Annotated in this window: 18 protein-coding genes and 1 pseudogene; 4 read left to right on the forward strand and 15 right to left on the reverse strand. The window is 68.0% G+C overall.

Annotated elements, in window-relative coordinates; all coding sequences use genetic code 11:
* Positions 1-6 precede the first annotated feature (6 nt).
* Positions 7-633, reverse strand: coding sequence for a response regulator (locus ACM9NP_RS07540; RefSeq protein ID WP_415645886.1), 627 nt, complete (start codon positions 631-633; stop codon positions 7-9).
* Complete coding sequence (locus tag ACM9NP_RS07545; RefSeq protein WP_415645887.1) at positions 630-1,808, reverse strand: sensor histidine kinase; 1,179 nt, start codon at positions 1,806-1,808, stop codon at positions 630-632. The genes ACM9NP_RS07540 and ACM9NP_RS07545 overlap by 4 nt, the downstream gene beginning before the upstream one ends.
* A 159-nt stretch (positions 1,809-1,967) precedes the next feature.
* On the opposite strand from ACM9NP_RS07545, the gene ACM9NP_RS07550 reads away from it, so the two are divergent.
* Positions 1,968-2,564: a hypothetical protein gene (locus ACM9NP_RS07550; RefSeq protein ID WP_415645888.1), complete on the forward strand. Its 597-nt coding sequence runs from the start codon at positions 1,968-1,970 to the stop codon at positions 2,562-2,564.
* 12 nt (positions 2,565-2,576) lie between these two features.
* The gene (locus tag ACM9NP_RS07555; protein ID WP_415645889.1) at positions 2,577-3,410 is read left to right on the forward strand and encodes a phosphoribosylaminoimidazolesuccinocarboxamide synthase; all 834 of its coding nucleotides are present in this window, start codon (positions 2,577-2,579) and stop codon (positions 3,408-3,410) included.
* A 7-nt stretch (positions 3,411-3,417) separates the two neighbouring features.
* On the opposite strand, the gene ACM9NP_RS07560 is transcribed toward ACM9NP_RS07555, so the two are convergent.
* From ACM9NP_RS07560 to ACM9NP_RS07620, 13 genes and pseudogenes are all read right to left on the reverse strand, one after another.
* Positions 3,418-4,671: a Gfo/Idh/MocA family protein gene (locus ACM9NP_RS07560; RefSeq protein ID WP_415645890.1), complete on the reverse strand. Its 1,254-nt coding sequence runs from the start codon at positions 4,669-4,671 to the stop codon at positions 3,418-3,420.
* A 467-nt stretch (positions 4,672-5,138) separates the two neighbouring features.
* Positions 5,139-6,179, reverse strand: a complete 1,041-nt coding sequence (locus tag ACM9NP_RS07565) for a glucose 1-dehydrogenase (protein WP_415645891.1) — start codon at positions 6,177-6,179, stop codon at positions 5,139-5,141.
* An 89-nt stretch (positions 6,180-6,268) separates the two neighbouring features.
* Entirely contained in the window at positions 6,269-6,541 is a 273-nt protein-coding gene (locus tag ACM9NP_RS07570; RefSeq protein WP_415645892.1) for a hypothetical protein, read from the reverse strand.
* A gap of 149 nt (positions 6,542-6,690) precedes the next feature.
* Complete coding sequence (locus ACM9NP_RS07575; protein WP_415645893.1) at positions 6,691-8,124, reverse strand: acyl-CoA carboxylase subunit beta; 1,434 nt, start codon at positions 8,122-8,124, stop codon at positions 6,691-6,693.
* 35 nt (positions 8,125-8,159) lie between these two features.
* Entirely contained in the window at positions 8,160-9,368 is a 1,209-nt protein-coding gene (gene fabF, locus ACM9NP_RS07580; protein WP_415645894.1) for a beta-ketoacyl-ACP synthase II, read from the reverse strand.
* Positions 9,368-9,613 carry an acyl carrier protein gene (locus ACM9NP_RS07585; protein ID WP_415645895.1) on the reverse strand — a complete coding sequence of 82 codons (246 nt, stop codon included), beginning with the start codon at positions 9,611-9,613 and terminating at the stop codon, positions 9,368-9,370. The genes fabF and ACM9NP_RS07585 overlap by 1 nt, the downstream gene beginning before the upstream one ends.
* Positions 9,614-9,640: 27 nt before the next feature.
* Positions 9,641-10,585, reverse strand: coding sequence for a beta-ketoacyl-ACP synthase III (locus ACM9NP_RS07590; RefSeq protein ID WP_415645928.1), 945 nt, complete (start codon positions 10,583-10,585; stop codon positions 9,641-9,643).
* 26 nt (positions 10,586-10,611) lie between these two features.
* Positions 10,612-11,514: pseudogene (locus tag ACM9NP_RS07595) on the reverse strand (ACP S-malonyltransferase); the annotation flags it as partial.
* Between the two features lie 104 nt (positions 11,515-11,618).
* Positions 11,619-12,779 carry a PucR family transcriptional regulator gene (locus ACM9NP_RS07600; protein WP_415645896.1) on the reverse strand — a complete coding sequence of 387 codons (1,161 nt, stop codon included), beginning with the start codon at positions 12,777-12,779 and terminating at the stop codon, positions 11,619-11,621.
* Between the two features lie 26 nt (positions 12,780-12,805).
* A complete protein-coding gene (locus ACM9NP_RS07605) occupies positions 12,806-13,813 on the reverse strand; it encodes a hypothetical protein (protein WP_415645897.1) in 1,008 nt (335 codons plus the stop codon).
* Positions 13,810-14,217 carry a YbaB/EbfC family nucleoid-associated protein gene (locus tag ACM9NP_RS07610; RefSeq protein WP_415645898.1) on the reverse strand — a complete coding sequence of 136 codons (408 nt, stop codon included), beginning with the start codon at positions 14,215-14,217 and terminating at the stop codon, positions 13,810-13,812. Before ACM9NP_RS07610 ends, ACM9NP_RS07605 begins: the two co-directional genes overlap by 4 nt.
* A complete protein-coding gene (locus ACM9NP_RS07615; protein WP_415645899.1) occupies positions 14,201-14,566 on the reverse strand; it encodes a YbaB/EbfC family nucleoid-associated protein in 366 nt (121 codons plus the stop codon). Before ACM9NP_RS07615 ends, ACM9NP_RS07610 begins: the two co-directional genes overlap by 17 nt.
* Positions 14,567-14,751: 185 nt before the next feature.
* Positions 14,752-15,738, reverse strand: coding sequence for an aldo/keto reductase (locus tag ACM9NP_RS07620; RefSeq protein ID WP_415645900.1), 987 nt, complete (start codon positions 15,736-15,738; stop codon positions 14,752-14,754).
* Positions 15,739-15,975: 237 nt separating this feature from the next.
* Between ACM9NP_RS07620 and ACM9NP_RS07625 the strand changes: the two genes are divergently transcribed.
* Positions 15,976-16,401, forward strand: coding sequence for a methylglyoxal synthase (locus ACM9NP_RS07625; RefSeq protein WP_415645901.1), 426 nt, complete (start codon positions 15,976-15,978; stop codon positions 16,399-16,401).
* 75 nt (positions 16,402-16,476) lie between these two features.
* Complete coding sequence (locus ACM9NP_RS07630; protein WP_415645902.1) at positions 16,477-17,274, forward strand: alpha/beta hydrolase; 798 nt, start codon at positions 16,477-16,479, stop codon at positions 17,272-17,274.
* Positions 17,275-17,670 lie beyond the last annotated feature (396 nt).

Consider the following 17,670-nt stretch of genomic DNA (forward strand, 5'->3'; position numbering starts at 1 on the left):
TGCCCGTCACGATTCGACTCCGCCCGCCGCGATCGCGGCCTGGACCCTTGATCGCAGGCCCAGTTTCGACAGGACGCGGCTGACGTGAGTCTTGACGGTGCCCTCGGCCATGTCGAGTTCCGAGGCGATCTGCGCGTTCGTCAGGCCCCGTCCGATGAGGAGCCACACCTGCCGTTCTCTCGGTGTCAACGTCGAGTCGTCGACGGTGGGTGCGGTCGGCCGGAGACGGCTGAATTCCGCGATGAGGGTGCGTGTCATGGCTGGTGAGATCAGGCCGTCCCCGGCCGCGACGAGCCGCAGCGCGCTGAGGAGCGTCTCGGCGTCGGTGTCCTTGAGCAGAAAGCCGGCGGCACCGGCCGCGAGTGCTTCGAACAGGTGCTGTGGGCTTCCGTAGGTCGTGAGGATGACGACGTCGCACTCGCCCGCGAGGGCTCGGGTCGCGGCGATCCCGTCCATCCGGGGCATGCGGATGTCCATGAGGACGACGTCGGGAGCGAGTCGCCGCGCCTCATCCACAGTGGTCTGACCGTCGCCGGTCTCGCCGACCACCGTGATGTCCGCCGCGCCTTCGCAGATCAGCCGCAGCCCCGACCTGACGGCGGCGTGATCATCGGCGATCAAGACTCGGATCAACGGGTCCCCTCCTCCATGATGGGCAGCACCGCGCGGACCCGCCAGCCATTGTCGCCCCGCCGCCCGGCCGCGAAGAACCCGCCCAGACTGTGCGCCCTCTCGCGCATTCCGAGGAGCCCGCTTCCCGTACCCGGTGCCGGATCGCCGTCGTCGTCGCAGATGTTGTCGACGACGAGCGTCACGCCGCTGTCGTCGATCGCGACCCTGGCGTCGGCGTCCCTCCCGTGCTTGAGCGCGTTCGTCAACGCCTCCTGGGCGATGCGGTAGGCCGCGAATCCGACGGCGATGGGATGCGGACGTTCGGCGCCCGTGAGGCTGTACGTCACGCCGAGGCCGTCGGCGCGAACTCGATCGACGACCTCGTCGATGTCCCCGATGCCGTGCTGCACCACGTCCTCGGGCTCGCCGGTGCGCAGGAAGTCGATGGTGCGCCTCACCTCACCTAGACCATCCAAACTCGACTGTCTCATGTCCGCGACGATGTCGCGTACGGCCGCCGCGTCCATGTCGGTTCGCGACATGACGGCGGACGCCCGGATCGCGATCGCCGAGAAATGGTTGGCGATCGTGTCGTGCAACTCCCGGGCCATGCGATTGCGCTCCGCCGCCAGCACCGCCTCCCGATCGGCCTCCGCCAACCGCGCGATCGTCTCCGCCCGTTGGGTTTCGGCCTCGGCACGCCGCGCCTCCGCCTCAGCCCTCGTCCGGCTCTCCCGGATGATCATCGCCGTCGCCACCGGCGACAGCAGCAGCATCGCCAGCACGGCCGCGATGACGACGGCGCCCGGCAACCCGCTGAAGTGATACGCGACCGCGGCATCGGCCACCGTCAGCACCACCCCGACGACGAGCATCACCCTGCCCGCCCGGCGCGGTCCGTGCGCGGCGGCGGCGTACAGGTTGTCGCTGTACGCCAGCGCCGTACCGAGCGAGACCCCCATGACGAGTTCGGCGGCGAAACCGATCGTCCCGATGCCGAGCCCCAGCATCGGCGCGCGTCGCCGCAGGAACATCGCCCCGCAGACCACGCCGAGGGTGACGTACCGCAGCCACGGCGGCGGTGCCATTCCCGTGTTGGAGTGGGCGCCGACCGCGAGCAACGCCGCCCCCGCGAGGTACACGGCGATCACCACGACGAGCCGCGCTCGTGTGCCCCCGTCCAGGTCGATCCGCATGGAGTCCATCGAACCACCGACCCGAGGCGTCGATACCGCCGCCGTTGACGAAACCGGGGTAAACCAAAGTCGTACACCGATGTCGCCACGCACGCCGATGCCCGACCGCCCGATCGAGGCCATGATGGACGAGTCGTCGGTCGGACAGGGGAGTACTTCATGTTGGTGTGGGTCATCATCGGTTGCGAGGTCGGCTTCTGGGTGCTGCTCGGGATCGGATTGCTCGTCCGGTACGGCTTGCGGATGCGTCGCCTGTCGACCGCGCTGCTCGTCAGCGTTCCGCTCCTGGACGTCGTGCTGCTGGTCGCGTCCGTCATCGACATGCAGAACGGCGCGACCGCCGGCCCGAGGCACGCGCTCGCCGCGATCTACCTCGGATACTCCGTCGTGTTCGGGCATCAGACGATTCGTTGGGTCGACTCGCGCATCGCGCACCGTTTCGCGAACGGACCGAAGCCGACGAAACCACCGAAGGACGGCTTCGCGCGCCTCCGTCACGAGATCGTCATCTGGGTCAAGATCGTCGCCGCCTACGCGATCGCCTGGGCCGTCGGTGGACTGCTCATCGTCCTCGTGGACGAACCCGAGCGCACCCGACCACTCGTTGAGCTGTTGGCCGGGGCCGGCAACTTCGTCGTGATCGCGGCCATCTGGCCGATCAGCTACCTCTACTCGGCGGTCAAGGGGCATCTCACCGGCGAAGAGTCGGAACCGACACGAGAGAAGGCCGAATCGGTTCCCGCACGTCGCTCATGATCCAATGACCGCGTGAAGCTGCTGCACTCCGGGAAAGTTCGCGACCTCTACGCGGACGGCGACGACATCATCCTCGTCGCCTCCGACCGTGTCTCCGTTTACGACATCGTTCTGCCGACACCGATCCCCGACAAGGGACGGTTGCTGACCGCGCTCAGCCTGTGGTGGTTCGAGCAACTCACCGAGATCGTCCCGCACCACGTCATCTCCGCGACCGACGTGCCCGAGGAGTTCGCCGGGCGTGCCGTCCGCTGCCGCAAACTGTCCATGATCGATGTCGAGTGCGTCGCTCGCGGCTACTTGACCGGTTCCGGGCTGAAGGACTACGACCGCGACGGCACCGTCTCCGGCATCGATCTGCCCGACGGCCTCGTCGACGGTTCTCGACTGCCCGAACCGATCTTCACCCCGTCGACGAAGGCACCTCTCGGCCAGCACGATGAGCCGATCTCCTACGCCGACGTGGTCGCCGAGCACGGCGAGACGCTCGCTGCCCGACTGCGAGACGTCACGCTCGCGGTGTACCGGCGCGGTAGCGCCATCGCCGCGGAGCGCGGCATCATCATTGCCGACACCAAGATCGAGCTCGGCTTCGACGACGACGGTGAGCTCCGGCTCGGCGACGAGGTGCTGACCTCGGACTCGTCGCGCTTCTGGCCGGCGGACGAGTGGAAACCCGGCCGCCCACAGCCGTCCTTCGACAAGCAGTACGTGCGCGACTGGGCGGCGTCAACGGGCTGGGACAGGAGCGAACCGGCGCCCGAGATTCCCGCCGAGGTCGTCGCCGCGACCCGCGCGAAATACGTCGAGGCCTACGAGCGCCTCACCGGCGAACGCTGGGACTGACACCCTGTCACGAGCCCGTCTCGACTCGCTCCACTGTGTCGTTCATGCGGGCTCGCTCGGCCGCGAACACGGCCAGGTGCGTCTCGAGCGATTCGTCGGGCCCGGACAGCACGAGGGACTGGTCCCCGTCGGCGACCGCGCGCACGAACGCCTCGATGAGTCCGGCGTCTCCACCGCCATGCCCGGCACCGGCACCGACCCCGTAGCGGGTGCGGATCTTCGTCATCACGGTCTTCTCGGTGTTGAAGTCGAAGACGCGGATCTCCTCGCCGTCGCCTTCGATCATGCCCTGTGAACCGAAGATTCGGGTCTTGCGGTCTTCCATCGGGGTGAACGCCGTGACGGTGAACGTGCCCGTCGCGCCGCCGCCGAACTCCATGTTGACGACCTGGTGATCGACGACGTCGTTGTCCGTGCGGTAGACGCACTTGCCGTACGGACCGTCCTGCATGGCCTTGTCGAGGTGCGGTTCGTCGATCACCTCGAGGACGTGGCGGAGCGCGAAGGTCGGCTGCTCGAGGCTCTTGCCGTAGATCTTCGTCGCCGAGTAGGCGCAACCCGGCTCGGCGGCGCAGCTGACGCAGCGTTCCGTCGACCCCTCTGGCGCGTTCTCGGTTCGGAAGTGCCGCAGGTTCCCGAAGCTGGAGACCTTTGTCAGCGGCTTCCCCACGATGTGCCGCAACCAGTCCAGGTCGTGGCAGGACTTCGCCAGGAGCATCGGGGAGGACTCGGCCTCGTTGCGCCACGGACCACGCACGTAGGAGTGCGCGAAGTGCCAGTAGCCGACCGGTTCGAGGTGCTGCACCGTGATGATGTCGCCGATCGTTCCTGAATCGAGGATTCCCTTGAGCGCCTTCGTGTACGGCGTGTACCGCAGAACATGGCAGACGGCGAAGATCCCGCCGCCGGATCGGGCGGCTGCGACGATCCGCTCGCACTCCTCGGCGGTGGGCGCCATGGGCTTCTCAAGCAGGACATGCCAACCCGCGCCGGCGAAGGCCATCGCGGGTTCGGTGTGCATGCGATCCTGCGTGCAGATCAGAACGGCGTCGGCGATCCGGCCCGCGTCCGCCATCTCCTCCCATGAGGTGAAGCAATGTTCGTCGGGGATGCCGTGGCGCTTCGCGAATTCCTTGCGGACGCGGTCGCGTGGCTCCGCGATGGCGACCACTCGGGCGAGCTCGGGGTGTTCGAGCACCCAGTTCGTGTAATGGGTGCCTCGGCCTCCGGCTCCGGCTAGAGCTAGGCGAACTACAGACATGACGGGTCCTTCCGCTTGGCCTGAACGGCAGCGTAGCCGCCACACCGCGAAATGAAAAGACGAAAGGCAGCGCCATCCATAAAGGATTTCTGTCGTGGTTCGAGTCCGGATCGCGCCGTGACGCTCGGGCAGCGGGCCGTTCCGAACGCGATCGCGTGGGTAGCGTCGACGAGTCGGCTTTCCGGCTCGGGAGCATGGGGTGGTGAGACATCACAACACCAGCCGAGGATGAACGATCCTCGTGTGGTCTCTTCGTCGTGCTTCGCGTCGATGACGGTCGCCGCGGTCCCTCGCCGTTGTGGAACCATCGTCACCGCGACCTGCCGCGATCCGTCTTTCGACCCCCCTCGGGGCGGCCGTCACGACCGCGCTCGTCCGCTGATGACCGGCGCGACGTCAGCGCTCGTCAGCGAACCGCTCTGATCGTCGGCGTGGCCGTGCGACTGCGGCCGTGATCTCGGCGGTCGTCATGCCTGGAGGTCAATGACCACCTTGATGTCGTCGTGATCGCGACGCAGGGCTTCCCGGTAGTTCGCTATCGGAACCCTGCGGGTGATGAGGCGCGACAACCAACCCTGGTCCGCCCGCGCCAGGGACCTCGCCGCCTGTTCGAAGTGTCGACGGGCGGCGCTGACCGTGCCGAAGACGACGATGTTGCCGAGCACCATCGTGTTGTTGACCGAGTCGGAATCGATCGTCGTCTTTCCTCCGGTGGCGGAGATTCCCGCCAGGCACACCACCCCGTCGGGTCCCACCACCGTGGGCAGGTCGAAGGCCAAGGGCGCGAAGCCCGTGCACTCGATGGCCACATCCGGCGTGAAGCCGAGTTCGGAGAGGTCCCCGGTGTGGAACGTGGCGCCGAGCTCATACGCCAGTTCGGCCTTCCGCGTGTCGGAGACCCGGTCGAGGATGTGGACGTCGAGCCCGCGTTGCGCGCCCATCAGCCCCGCGAACAACCCGATCGGTCCCGCCCCGGTGATCAGCACCGATTCGGGGCGCCACGACGACCGTTCGACGAAGCGGTCGATCTGCTCCCATGCCTTCGCGGTTACAGAAGCGGGTTCGAGCAGTACACCCCGGTCCCCGAGAGCGGGGTCGAGCTTGACGGCGTACTCCGGTTCGACACGCCATCTCTGCGAGCCGTAGCCGTCGAGGCCCTTGATTCCGCGTTCGGTGTAACGACCGTTGCGGCAGTAGTCCCATTCACCGTGCGCGCAGGGTCCACAGGGAACCGGGTCGGGTCGACGGACGATGCCGACGACGAGGTCGCCCGGTGTGAAATCGGAGTCGGACGGCGCCTCCAGCACCGAACCGAGGGATTCGTGTCCGACGATGAGCCGCTGGTGTTCCGGAGGCACCTCGCCGTAGCCGTGCATGATGATGTCGACGTCCGTGCCGCACACACCGAGGAGCAGGCCCTCGACGAGCAGGCCGTCGCCGTCCGGGTCGTCGACGTCGCCGACGCGCACCGCGTCGGGCTCACCGGGCACCACCGTGATCGCCTTCATCGCCCGCCCCCTTCCTCCGGTCGCGCCGAGCGCGCGAAGCCCCGTACAGCAGCGTGCCACGGCAACGGGGGAGAGGTGCGGGGTTCGGGTCAGCCGGGTTCGGTGCCCTCGAGGCGGATCAGTTCGGCCTTCTCGGTGCCTGGCACACGCGCGAACAGGGCGAAGGTCTCTCCCGTCCGGATGCATCGCTGGGTCGCCCACGCGATCGTCTCGCGCACGTCCGCGTCCGCGACGTCGATGTACGTGGCATCGGTGTCCGGCGTCGACTCGGAGGGCGGGTGCGGACGCCAGAAGTGGAGGCGGAACTCGGGCGCCGCGTGCACGGTCGCGGGTTCGGGGGTCTCGATCGGGGTGATCCGCATCGGGGCATCGTATCGATTGAATTCAAGAATGCAAAAACATCGAACTGATGTGACGAGGCCGTCGCCTGGTGGCTTCGAACGTCGTCCATGTGTCGGCGGCAACGAAACGGGCCCGCCTCTACGCGCGAGACGGGCCCTAAGCACAGTCGCTACAGTGGAATGTTCCCGTGGTTTCCGCGAGCGGCCGGAGCCGCCGCGAGCGCCTCGGCGATCCGCTGGCGCGTCTTCGCCGGGTCGATCACCTCGTCCACGACCCCGATCTCCAACGCACGGCCGACACCGCCCGCCTCACGCTCCTGCTTGGCGATGAACTCCGCCCGCAGGGCGTCGCGCTCCTCGTCCGGTGCCGCCGCCAGTTGCTTGCGGTACAGCACGTTCACGGCGGCGGACGCCCCCATGACCGCGACCTCGGCCGTCGGCCAGGCGTACACCGCGGTCGCACCGAGCGCCCGCGAGTTCATCGCGATGTAGGCGCCGCCGTACGACTTGCGCGTCACGAGCGTCACGCGAGGCACGACGGATTCCGCGAACGCGTGCAGCAGCTTCGCGCCGCGCCGCACCACACCGTCCCATTCCTGGCCGAGCCCCGGCAGATAACCGGGAACGTCGACGAGGACGACCATCGGCACTCCGAGCGCGTCGCACATCCGCACGAAACGCGCGGCCTTCTCGGCGCTCTCGGCGTTCAAGCAACCGCCGAGCCGCATCGGGTTGTTGGCGATCACGCCGACCGTGCGACCTGCGAACCGGCCGAGTACGGTGACGACGTTCGGCGCCCACTTCGCGTGCAGCTCGACCGGCTTCTCCAGGTCGGTGCCGGAATCGAGCAACTTCACGACGAGCGGCTTGACGTTGTAGGCACGGTTCGCCTGCTCCGGCAGCAACTCGCCGAGGTTCTCGGTGTCGACCGCGTCGGCGGGCTGCAAGTGCCCCTGACGGCCGAGCAGCGACGTCAGATCGCGGGCCGTCGCGAGCGCCGTCGCGTCGTCCTTGGTGGTGACGTGGGCGACGCCCGACTTGCGGCCGTGAACATCCGGGCCACCGAGGCTCTCCATGTCGGCCTGCTCGCCGGTCACGCTCTTGACGACCTCCGGGCCGGTCACGAAGATCCGGCCGGTGTTCGACATGATCACGATGTCCGTCAGCGCGGGACCGTACGCGGCCCCACCGGCGGCGGGGCCGAGCACGACCGAGATCTGCGGGACGCGCCCGGAAGCGCGGATCATCGCCGCGAACACCTCACCGACCGCGTGGAGCGCCGTGACGCCCTCGGGGAGGCGAGCACCACCGGAATGCCAGATTCCCACGACGGGAATCCGATCCGCGACGGCGCTGTCGATGACGTCCACAATGTGACGACACCCCTCGACGCCCATCGCCCCGCCCATGAGGCGGGCGTCCGAGCAGTAGGCGACGGCCGGCGTGCCGCCGATGTCGCCGCGCGCGGTCACCACACCGGAACCGTCGCCGTCGACGATCGGACGCATCGTCCCCTCGTCGAACAGGGCGCGCATGCGTGGCCACGGGTCGCGGACGTCCGCGACGGCGGTGGTGGTGGTCGTCGATGGAGTGGCGGTGGACATTGGTGGACCTCCAGGTCCGCGGCGATGAACCGCGATCAGACTCGGGTGAACAGCAGACTGACGTTGTGTCCGCCGAAGCCGAACGAGTTGCTGAGGACAGCGTTCAGATCGGCCTTGCGCGGCGACCCGGTGGCGACGTCGAGAGTCAATTCGTCGTCGGGGTCGTCCAGGTTGATGGTCGGAGGGATCAGGCCCTCCCGCAGCGCGAGGATCGAAGCGATCGCCTCGACCGCGCCCGCCGCACCCAACAGGTGACCCGTCATCGACTTGGTGCTCGTGAGGATCGGGTGCGTGCCCAGCGCCGTCGTGATACCGAGCACCTCGCCCATGTCGCCGACCGGAGTCGACGTCGCGTGCGCGTTGACGTGCCCGACGTCGGACGCGTCGACGCCGCTGTCTCGCAGCGCCATCCGGATGGCCCGGATGCCGCCCTGCGGATCGGGCTGCACGATGTCGAATCCGTCGGACGTCATGCCGGCACCCGCGAGGCGCGCGTACACCGTCGCACCGCGCGCGGCGGCGTGATCGGCGCGCTCGAGCACGAGCGCACCCGCGCCCTCTCCCATGACGAAGCCGTCGCGGTTCTTGTCCCACGGACGCGAAGCCGACTGCGGGTCGTCATTGCGGGTGGACAGCGCCTTCATCGACGCGAAGCCCGCGATCGGCAGCGGGTGGATGACGGCCTCACAGCCGCCGGCCACCACGACGTCGGCGCGGCCCGCCCGGATCATGTCCAAGCCCCACGCGATCGCCTCCGCGCTCGTGGCGCACGCGCTGGTCGGCGCGTGCACGCCGGCCTTGGCGCCCAGCTCGATGCCGACCCACGCGGCGGGGCCGTTGGGCATCAGCATCGGCACCGTGTGCGGTGACACGTGGCGAGCGCCCTTGGCCTCGAGTAGGTCGTCCTGAGCGAGCAGGGTCGTCGCGCCGCCGATGCCGCTGCCGAAGCACACACCCAGGCGTTCGGCGTCGAGCCCTTCGACACCGGCGTCCGCCCACGCTTCGTTCGCGGCGATCAGCGCTAGCTGTTCGCTGCGGTCGAGCCGCCGTTGCCGGACGCGCGGGATCTTCTCGCCGGGATCCACGGCCAGTTCGGCGGCGATGCGCACCGGCAGTTCGGCCGCCCAGTCGTGAGTCAGGGGGCCCACACCGGACACACCATCGAGTAGATTGCGCCAGGTCGACGCGACGTCCCCACCCACAGGTGTGGTCGCGCCGATCCCGGTAACGACAACGTCAGTCACTACGGCTGAGCCTTCTCAATGTAGTTGACGGCGTCGCCGACGGTCTTCAGCGTCTGGACGTCGTCATCGGGGATCTTGACGGAGAACTTCTCTTCGGCGGCGACGACCACCTCGACCATGGACAACGAGTCGACGTCCAGGTCGTCGGTGAAGTTCTTGTCCTCGGTGGCGTCGTCGGGGTTGACCCCGGCGACCTCTTCGAGGATGTCGCCCAAGCCTTCGAGGATTTCCGCACGCGTGCTCATAGTGTTCCCTTTCGATAGTTCATTACATTATGGACAGCGGATGACCTGACCAGCGTAGGTCAGCCCTCCGCCGAAACCGAACAGCAGCACCGGGTCACCGGACTTGATGTCGCCCCGCTCGGCAAGCTTCGACAGCGCCAGCGGCACCGAGGCCGCCGACGTGTTCCCGGACTCGACGACGTCGGCGGCGATGATCGCGTTCGGCGCGTTGAGCTTCTTCGCGATGCCTTCGATGATGCGCAGATTCGCCTGGTGAGCGACGAACGCGGTGATGTCGTCCATCGACACGCCCGCCCGCTCGGCGGCCTTGCGCGCCAACGGCGCGAGCGTCGTGATCGCCCACCGGAACACCGTCTGTCCCTCTTGGGCGATGAACGGGTGCGCGGCCTCGATGCGCACGGCGTCGCTCATGTGCGGCACCGAACCCCACACGACGGGACCGACTCCGGGCTCCTCGCCCTCGGCGGTGGCCGTCAGGACGGCCGCGCCGGCGGCGTCACCGAACAGGACGCACGTGGAACGGTCCGTCCAGTCGGTGAAGTCGCTCAGCTTCTCGACGCCGATGACGATCGCCTTCGTTGCCGCGCCCGCTCGAATCGCGTGGTCGGCCGTGGCGAGCGCGTGCGAGAAACCCGAGCACGCGGTGTTGATGTCGTAAGCGGCGGGGGAGGCGACGCCGAGGCGCTCCGCGACCCGGCACGCCGTGTTCGGCACGCGGTCGATCGCGCTGCACGTCGCGACGACGACGAGGTCGATGTCGCCGGAGGTCAGACCGGCGGCCGCGAGAGCCTTCTCGGCGGCGAAGAACGCCATGTCCGCGACGGACTCGTTCTCGGCGATGCGCCGTTCCCGGATGCCGACGCGGGACTGGATCCATTCGTCGTTCGTGTCGACCATCCGCGACAGGTCCTCATTGGTGAGCACCTTGGACGGTTGGTAGTGACCCAGCCCGATGACCCGGGTACCGGTGATGCTCATGCGCTGCCCTCTGCGTGGATGCGGTTGATGAGATCGCGGGCCGCGTCGAGGTCGTCCGGCGTGTTGACCTTGACGATCTCGACGCCCTTCATGTCCCGTTTGGCCAGGCCCGCGAGGGTGCCGGCGGGAGCGAGTTCGATGATGCCCGTGACGCCCTTGGCGAGCATGCTCTTCATGCACGCGTCCCACCGGACGGGCGCGATGATCTGCTTGACGAGACGTTGGATCGCGACCTCTCCGGACGGCATCGCGCTGCCGGACAGGTTGGACAGCCAGGTCCGTTCCGGATCGTTGGGAACGACTCCCGCCGCGACGGAGGCGAACGCGTCGAGCGCGGGCTCCATGTACGGCGTGTGAAAGGCCCCGGCGACCTTGAGGGGGATGACGCGGGCCTTCGTCGGCGGGTTCTCCGCGATCGCGGCCAGAGCCGCGGTGCTTCCGGCGGCGACGACCTGCCCCGCACCGTTGCGGTTGGCGGGGTGGGCGCCGGCCTTCTCGATGGCGGCGAGGACCTCGTCCGGGTCGCCTCCGAGGACGGCCGACATTCCGGTCGGTTCGAGGGCGCACGCGGCGGCCATCTCACGACCGCGTACGGCGGCGAGCGTCACGGCGGTCTCGCTGGACACGACACCGGCCAGCCGAGCGGCGGTCAGTTCGCCGACGGAGTGCCCGGCGACGATGTCGACACGGTCGATCGGGAGGTGCTCGGCGGCGAGCAACCCGGCGGCCACCAAGAGCGGCTGCGTCTTGGCGGTGTCGGTGATCTCGGCCTGATCGGCCTTGGTGCCCAAGTGGATCAGGTCGATCCCGCTGAGTGCGGACCACCAGGTCAACCGGGCGGGCGCATCGGGGAGTTCGAGCCAGCTGTCGAGAAAACCGGGCTTCTGGGAGCCCTGTCCTGGGGCGAGTACGGCTACAACCACGCTTACGACTGTCTCCGATGGGTAGGGTTTTCTCCCCTATCGCCATTAACGATAACTGCCGAAAAAATTTGGAGGGTTCCTACAAGCCCTGGTGCTGAGCTGGGCTAACGGGTCACATCTTGAGTCGGATCGAGGCGACCTATGGTCAACGCCACACGCAGGGTAAACGCGTCATGGGACACGAAGGGGGAGAAACCGGTCACCTCGGTGACGCGACGCATCCGGTATCGAATCGTGTTCGGGTGGACGAACAGGGCCCGGGCGGTTCCCTCGAGAACGCCGCCGGTCGCGATGAAGGTGTCCACTGTCTCCAAAAGTGAGCCACCGGCTCGCATCAGGGCCGCGAACACGTCGATCCGCAGTATTCGGCGTGCCTCGGTGTCGCCCGCGAGAGCCCGCTCGGCCAGCAGCTGTGACGCTGGAACGGGACGGGGCGAATCCGGCCAGGCGGGGGCCGCGCGGTAGCCCGACATCGCGGCCCGCGCTGAGGCCCCGGCCTCCGTCAGTCGCGGCATCGTCGGGCCGACGCAGATCGGCCCGTCCCCGAACAGGCCGGCCAGTTTCGTCACGATCTGCTCCGGCTCCGCCGTCCCCCCGAGCACCAGGATCAGGCGATCGCCGTGGACGCCGGTGAGAACGTCGACGCCGAGTCGGCGGGTAGCACGATGGACACTGTGGAGAATCGCGGCGGCCTCTCCCCCCGGGGAGCGGCCGACCGACACCGACACCGGCGTCGCGTCGGTCCAGCCGAGCGCGGCGGCACGTCCCGCCAGCTCGTCCCCGTCGTCTCCGCGCAGCAGACCGTCCACGAGCAGCGCCTGGAGCCGGGCGTCCCAGGCCCCCCGAGACTCCGCCGCGCGCGCGTACACCCGCGCCGCCGCGAACGCGATCTCGCGCGAGAACCTCAGGATCGCCTTGCCGAGCTCGATCTCCTCGCCCGGGGCGGCGAGTTCGGGCACCTGCTCCTCGACCACGTCGATCGTCACCTGGATGAGCGCCACCGTGTGCTGAAGGCTGATCGACCGAGCCAGTTCCACGGGCGCCGCGTCGAACACCTCGTCGCTGACCGCGGGATTCGTGCCCTCGCTCTGCAACCACTGCACGAACGAACCGACGCCCGCCTGCGCGACGAGCATGACCATCGAACGTTGATCGGCCGGAAGGTCTCTGAACCAGGGCAGTTCACTGTCCATCCGGGCGACGCTGTGCGTCGCCAGCGTCCCCGCCGCCTTCTGGATGTTCTGAATCGTGGCCGCCAACTGCATCGGATTAGGTTGGCATGCTGGCCGGACTAGGTGTCTTCCAGGCCCCGACGAAGTTCGGTCGCCGCCGCGTCGTCCGCCTCGGCGTACTCGGCTCCGATCCGGCGCAGGGTCTTCGCGAGCCCGGACACCTGATTGTCGGCCGCGCCGTACAACTCCCTGTCGCGGTCGAGCACGCCGTGCAGATCGTCCCAGAAGTGCGTCCCCGCCAGGCCGAACGCCTCTGGCGTCAGCTGTTCACGGGCGATGTCGGCGGAATGTTCGGCCGCCTTGTCCCAATGTTCGCCCGCGTCGTCGAGCGCCGACGTCATCCGCGCCATCGCGGCCGTGTCCAGCTCGACGGCGGTGTGGGCGGGCGTCCAACCGGACGGTGCTACCGCGTTCTCGCCCGGCTCCGGCAGGCGCGGCCCAGAACCATTGGGGGACAAGGACTCCAGCGTCGCACTTCGGAGTCGATCCCCGGCCGCGTGCGTGTCGGACGTGAGTTGCATCAGCGACTCGGCCAGCTGCTCGACGAACTGCGAGAAGCGCTCGACGATCTCGATGACGGGGGCGACCGCCGCCAGCGGATAGTCCCCGGCCTCGGCGATCACCGTGATGACCTCTCCGCCGGTCTGCTGGGTTCGCTCGATGACCTTCGCCCACAACGCGGACAGCGACGCTTGGAACGCCGCGATCGCCTCGACGGTGTGCAGCGCGCTGTCCTGCGCCGACTCGATGGCGCGCGACAGGCGCGGCACGTAGTCCATGAACGCCTCGGCGCCGCCGCCCCGCCAGCCCTCCGCGAGGATCGGATAGGCGTCGTCGATGTCGGATCGGGCCGCCGCCAGATGATCGCCGACGCGTCGCCCGAACGCGTCCGCGCCGGATTCGAGTTGGCCGGGGCTGCCCTTGATCTCCCGGAGAATCTTGTACGACAACAGAAGCGTCTCGGTCACGTCGTTGGTGATGACCCGCGACCGTTCCCACAGCAACCGCGCGGCGGGGCGCAGATCATCGGGAAGCGTCGGCAGAACCGTTCGCATCGTCTCGGTCATGACGGGGCCCCCGAGGTAGCGCCGAAGCAGGCGGTCACCGTGTCGGCGCCGGTGTCGGGATTCTTCCGCCAACCGGAGATGGTGTCGTTGCCGATCTTGACGTCACTGAACGCGTGCTGATGGAGGGCGTCCAAGGTGCGGTCGGCGGTGCGCAGCGCCTCCGTCATGTGGTGCGACATGGTGTCGGCCGCGTACTGACGGTTCGCGCCGGATTTCATCGCGATGCGGACGATGTCGCCGTGCCCGTCGTAGACCACCTCCACGACGCCTCGATGCGATGCGACCCGGACCCGTGCCTCGGACAGCCGATCGTCGAGGCGATCCAGCTGATCGGCAGTCTGGTCGAGCACCTCGCCGGCGCTCGGTGGGGCCGTCCGATCGGCCTGCTTATCTGCGCGCCGCATGGCCGCTCCCACTCGTCGCGTGGTGTCGTCGCGCGGTTTCTCTGGCAAGCTGCCGGGCCTGCTTCACCGCGTCGCACACCTCTTGTTCACCCAACTTGTTGTACACCGTTTCGTCAAGAGTCACGCGTTGGACCTTGCCCAAACCGTTGCACACCACCGTTGCCGTGCCGTCCTCCGAGGTGCGACTGATCAACGTGCCCGTGGTCTCGTCGAGCTGACGTTGCGCTACGACCCCGGCCGCGACCATGCGCTCCCGGGCGCCGCGCAGCATGGCCAGGTCATCCTCGACCTCGCGCAGCTTCGCGGCGAAGCGGGCGCGGGCGGCCTCGGTCGATTCCTGCTGGTCCATGTGCGTCGTGAACTCCCACTCGGTTGGCCTCGTCGATGATAGGGCCGTTCCGCTCGCCGTGCCCCCGACGAGTCCGCGGGCGCGGTGATCGATGTCGGGGTTGATGGGCGGCGCCTCGGTCGTGGCATCGGAGGCTATGTGCACAGTCTGCCACCGACTTCCTGGTCACCGCCACCGTGGCCTCGCTACCAGGCCCACGCCTCGGGTCCGGGGCCGCTCTTGCCGACGGGAGGGAACAGGGCGTCGAGTGCGGCGAGCGTCTCCGGTTCCAACGTCAACCTGATCGCGTTGATGGCGCCGTCGACGTGCGCGATCGTGCGCGGTCCGACGATCGGGGCGGTCACGACCGGTTGGGAGAGCAGCCACGCCAACGCGACCTCGGTCGGCGGATGCCCGAGCTCCTCGCACAGCGCCTCCCACCGTTCCAGCTGCACGCGATCGTGCTCGACGGCCTCCGCGGCGCGACTGTGCGCGCTGCGTTCGGCGGTTCCGTCGGCGAGTTTGCGCAGGACTCCGGACAGCGCGCCGCCGTTGAGCGGGGACCACGGCAGGATGCCGACGCCGTAGTGCTCGGCGGCGGGCAGGACCTCCAGTTCGACGTACCGGTTCATCAGGTTGTAGATGCACTGTTCGGAGACGAGCCCGAGCGAATGCCGTCGCCTCGCCTCCTCATTGCAGGCGGCGATGTGCCAGCCCGCGAAGTTGGACGAACCGACATAGCGGATCTTTCCCTGGGACACCAGCAGGTCCATCGCCTGCCAGATCTCCTCCCACGGCGTCGATCGCTCCACATGGTGCATTTGGTACAGATCTATGTAGTCGGTGCGCATCCGGCGCAACGACTCCTCGCAGGCGGTGACGATGTGCCGCGCCGACAGGCCACGATCGTTGGGTCCGTCGCCCATCGGGCCGTACACCTTGGTCGCCAGCACCGTCGTCTCGCGTCGACCGTCGCCCTGGGCGAACCACGAGCCGAGCACTTTCTCCGTGATGCCCTCGCCGCGTTGACGTCCGTAGACATTGGCCGTGTCGACGAAGTTCACACCCTCCGCGAGCGCGTGATCCAACACCCCATGACTGTCCTCTTCGGATACGGTCGGTCCGAAGTTCATGGTGCCCAGGCAGATCCGCGACACCGACAAACCGGTCCGGCCGAGATTCGTGTACTCCATGCCACCGATCATGGCACCCACCGTGCCCGCGACGCCGTCCGCCACACCGGATCGGTCCCGCCTTCGAAACACACCTTTTACCATCCCGACCCCGATCGCGCGGTTCGGTGAAACGTGGGCGACGGAGGCTGAGGATCGTTCCGATGGTTCGCGATCCACGCGAGGGAACCCGGTCGGCGAGGGCGCGACGACGCGCCTTCGCCGACCGACACGGGACAGAATCGACAGGGGAGCACGATGACGGACACGTTGGCAAGACGACGGGGAATCGCGCTCGTTGCGCATGACGCGCGCAAGGACGACCTGTGCTCGTGGGCGGCGGCGAACCGGGCGGCGCTGTCCAGGCATCGTCTGCTGGCGACGGGCACGACCGGCCGAGTGCTCGGCGAGCGGGCGGGATTGCGGGTCGAACGGCTGCACTCGGGGCCGCTCGGCGGCGATCAGCAGATCGGCGCCCGCATCGTGGAGGGCGTCGTCGATGTCCTCATCTTCTTCTTCGACCCGCTCGGCGCGCACCCGCACTCGGCGGATGTGCAAGCGCTGCAACGCCTGGCGGCCCTGCGAGACATTCCGTCGGCGTACAACGCGGCGACCGCGCAGTTCCTCATCGAATCGCCGCTCCTGCACGCCGACATTCCATGTCGGACGGTTTCCGCGGTGTGAGGCGACACCCCTCGACGTCGGCGGCGACGTACAATCGCGACACGATGTGATCGCGACGTTCGAGGGGTGCCGGGCATGGCCGACCAGTGGAGTATCGCCGGAACGAGGGGCCGTATCGCGGGCCGGACCTGGACACACGACGCGCCTCGCTATCTGGCGGTCCTCGTCCACGGCTACGGAGAACACATTGGACGATACGAGCACGTGTCCGCCGCGCTGGGACGTCACGGCGCGGCGATAGTCGCGGGCGACCACATGGGTCACGGCGCGTCCGAAGGGGATCGCGTCTTCGTCGAGGACTTCGAGGACGTCGTCACCGACGTGCACTCGGTGGTGGAACACGGCCGTAGGTTGTTCCCCGACATTCCCACTGTGCTGATCGGTCATTCCATGGGGGGCATGATCGCCGCCCGATACGCCCAGCGTCACGGGGAGGGCTTGGCCGCGCTCGTCCTGTCCGGCCCCGTTCTCGGGTCCTGGCGGCAGACGACGTCCCTGCTGGATCTGGCGGAGATCCCGTTCACGCCCATCGATGTATCCACATTGTCGCGGGACCCGGAGGTCGGTCGAGTCTATGAGGCCGATCCGTTGGTGTGGCACGGTCCGTTCAAACGCACGCTGATCGCGGCGCTCGACACGTGTCTCACGACGATCAATCACGGTCCACGCCTGGCGTTGCCGACGCTGTGGGTGCACGGCGAGGACGACCAACTCGTCCCACTCCCCGAGTCCCGTGGCGGCGTCGACCGGATCAAGGGCGATGACTTCGCCGAGCGAATCTACTCCGGCGCGCGCCATGAGGTCTTCAACGAGACCAACAAGGACGAGGTGCTGGCCGACGTGACGGGCTTTCTCGACCGCGCACTGTCCTGAACGGATGTATGCCTGTTTCGTGCCTGTGCGGGCCTTTGCGCGTCATACACCCGAAATGGCGCTTGTGTTGTTTGCGTCGGCGGGTGACAATGAACTTATGTTCGTCACCTGTTTGATCACCAGCGCCGCCACCGGGGGCGGCCGACGCGAGGGCGCGTCACCGCGCCGGGCGATCTGACGCGCCGACGAACCGGGCAAGGCAGGCCCGTCCGTCCCACCACAGTAGATATTTTATGAGGACGATCAATCGTCCCATCCCTTGGCATACCCACACTCGCTTCGACCTTTCCGCACCACCGAGCGAGAGGACCTCAAATGATTCAACGGCAGCGCACACCCATTTCCACTCGGAGCAAGTGGATCGCCATCGCCATCGTCGTCACCGTGTGGCTCGCG

It is taken from the genome of Stackebrandtia soli (assembly GCF_965137155.1).
Taxonomy (GTDB): domain Bacteria; phylum Actinomycetota; class Actinomycetes; order Mycobacteriales; family Micromonosporaceae; genus Stackebrandtia; species Stackebrandtia soli.

Coding starts and splice junctions, on each gene's coding strand:
- ACM9NP_RS07585 (WP_415645895.1), bottom strand. CDS start 9,613: ATGAGCACGCGTGCGGAAATCCTCGAAGGCTTGGGCGACATCCTCGAA.
- ACM9NP_RS07625 (WP_415645901.1), top strand. CDS start 15,976: ATGACGGACACGTTGGCAAGACGACGGGGAATCGCGCTCGTTGCGCAT.
- ACM9NP_RS07615 (WP_415645899.1), bottom strand. CDS start 14,566: ATGGACCAGCAGGAATCGACCGAGGCCGCCCGCGCCCGCTTCGCCGCG.
- ACM9NP_RS07620 (WP_415645900.1), bottom strand. CDS start 15,738: ATGGAGTACACGAATCTCGGCCGGACCGGTTTGTCGGTGTCGCGGATC.
- ACM9NP_RS07575 (WP_415645893.1), bottom strand. CDS start 8,124: ATGTCCACCGCCACTCCATCGACGACCACCACCACCGCCGTCGCGGAC.
- ACM9NP_RS07550 (WP_415645888.1), top strand. CDS start 1,968: ATGTTGGTGTGGGTCATCATCGGTTGCGAGGTCGGCTTCTGGGTGCTG.
- ACM9NP_RS07610 (WP_415645898.1), bottom strand. CDS start 14,217: ATGCGGCGCGCAGATAAGCAGGCCGATCGGACGGCCCCACCGAGCGCC.
- ACM9NP_RS07565 (WP_415645891.1), bottom strand. CDS start 6,179: ATGAAGGCGATCACGGTGGTGCCCGGTGAGCCCGACGCGGTGCGCGTC.
- ACM9NP_RS07630 (WP_415645902.1), top strand. CDS start 16,477: ATGGCCGACCAGTGGAGTATCGCCGGAACGAGGGGCCGTATCGCGGGC.
- ACM9NP_RS07545 (WP_415645887.1), bottom strand. CDS start 1,808: ATGCGGATCGACCTGGACGGGGGCACACGAGCGCGGCTCGTCGTGGTG.
- ACM9NP_RS07560 (WP_415645890.1), bottom strand. CDS start 4,671: ATGTCTGTAGTTCGCCTAGCTCTAGCCGGAGCCGGAGGCCGAGGCACC.
- ACM9NP_RS07605 (WP_415645897.1), bottom strand. CDS start 13,813: ATGACCGAGACGATGCGAACGGTTCTGCCGACGCTTCCCGATGATCTG.
- ACM9NP_RS07570 (WP_415645892.1), bottom strand. CDS start 6,541: ATGCGGATCACCCCGATCGAGACCCCCGAACCCGCGACCGTGCACGCG.
- ACM9NP_RS07600 (WP_415645896.1), bottom strand. CDS start 12,779: ATGCAGTTGGCGGCCACGATTCAGAACATCCAGAAGGCGGCGGGGACG.